General features: G+C 43.6%; 2 protein-coding genes and 1 pseudogene. All 3 read left to right on the top strand.

The annotated features are described in order from the left end of the window. A pseudogene (locus PX636_RS10135) lies at positions 1–230 on the top strand (hypothetical protein); the annotation flags it as partial. A 45-nt stretch (positions 231–275) separates the two neighbouring features. Beyond that, positions 276–716 (top strand): Fur family transcriptional regulator, encoded by a 441-nt coding sequence (locus tag PX636_RS10130; RefSeq protein WP_002798934.1) that lies wholly within the window; start codon positions 276–278, stop codon positions 714–716. A 58-nt stretch (positions 717–774) separates the two neighbouring features. Continuing rightward, positions 775–1,608: response regulator (locus tag PX636_RS10125; RefSeq protein ID WP_502882870.1), on the top strand; the 834-nt coding region annotated here is incomplete at its 3' end.

Below are 1,608 nucleotides of genomic sequence, written 5' to 3'. Positions count from 1 at the left end.
CTAACCACCTCTTGCCTCCTGCCTTTTGCCTTTTGCCTATCTTCACTAGGAAATTAATTTTGCACGACTACTTAGTCGCGATCGATCTTTGTGTCCTTTGTGCCTCTGTGGTTCTTTCCACTCATTCCCCCGCAAATCTACTCAAATCTGGCGCTGCTGATTTTTTATCTCAGTTTGAAGAGGGGCTGAAAACTGGGGCAATGTGGACATCGATCGAAAGACTAAGCTAAACTGGTAATGACTATGTATTAGGGCGGAGGTCAACGGACGCAACTATGGACAATTTGGAGGTAAAACAAAAACCGATCCGGTGTTTAGAAGATGCGATCGAAAGGTGTCAAACTTTAGGAATGCGGGTTAGTCGTCAGCGTCGCTATATTTTAGAATTGCTGTGGCAAGCGCAGGAACACCTATCAGCGAGAGAAATTTATGATCGTCTCAATCTGCAAGGAAAGAACATCGGTCATACCTCAGTGTACCAAAACCTAGAGGCCCTATCGGGTCAAGGCATTATCGAATCTGTGGAACGCTGGGACGGCAGACTCTACGGTAACATCAGCGATTCCCACAGTCACGTCAATTGTCTGGACAGCCAACAAATCATCGATGTGCATATCGAACTTCCCCCAGAATTAATTAAACAGGTCGAGGCATCAACGGGGGTAAAAATTACCGATTATCGCATCGATTTCTATGGCTATAAACAAAACAAATGAGCCAGATAACTGTATAATTGACCCTGTGAATAGTATCCGTTGACAGGCTGCAACTCTTGTGATCGATCGCCCTCTCACCTTAATTATCATCGATAATGACCCGATTTTCCGCTTGGGTCTGGTGCAGGCCTTGTCGCAGATAGAAAATATTAGTATCGTCACCGAAGGGGATTTAGAAACAATTTTCGCTTTGACTCTGAATCCGGCCCCCGAAATTATCCTTATCGATCCTCTCTTTGATTGGTCTTACTGTGAAATTCTCCACTCTCGCTATCCCGAAAGTAAAATTGTTTTATTAACCTTTCCTCTCGACTCCCGACAGCAACTAATCGCCAGAGAATTAGGCATCGCCGGTTATATTCCCAAAGGCACAAACCTAGAGCAATTTATCACTATTTTAGGACAAATTTCCCGGGATGAAACCCACGATGTTGCCCCTTCTGCTCTCACCATTGCTACCCGTCCAAGTTTAGCTCCTAGCCATTGGTTAATCACTGCCGGAAAAACGGGATTAAATCGCATCGAAAGTGAATTACATTTAATTGATCTCCACCTCAATCAACAGTCTTTATCCGGCTTTGATCGCTTTTATTGGCAGGGGAGAAAACGAGAACTTTTAGCAGCCCTATGGCTAGTGAGAAAACTAATTCCCCTGGAAGGTAGCTATTACAATTCACCTTCAGCGACACCTCCGATAATAATTAACAATATCGATCGGGAATTACCAATTTTAAGCCGCGAGCGTCCCCTGTGTGTTTCGGCGGTTTTTGAGTCCACTTTAGCGGTCATTCGATCGCCTTTAATTAATAGAACAAAGATTAGTTTTGAAATTGATGTTTTACTGGATAATCGGCAACGGGAATTATTGTATTTAGTTCTCGATGAAATTCGT

This window comes from Microcystis sp. M53598_WE2 (genome assembly GCF_030067735.1).
GTDB lineage: Bacteria > Cyanobacteriota > Cyanobacteriia > Cyanobacteriales > Microcystaceae > Microcystis > Microcystis aeruginosa.
This window is presented reverse-complemented; position numbering and strand designations above follow the sequence as displayed.

Coding starts and splice junctions, on each gene's coding strand:
- PX636_RS10130 (WP_002798934.1), top strand. CDS start 276: ATGGACAATTTGGAGGTAAAACAAAAACCGATCCGGTGTTTAGAAGAT.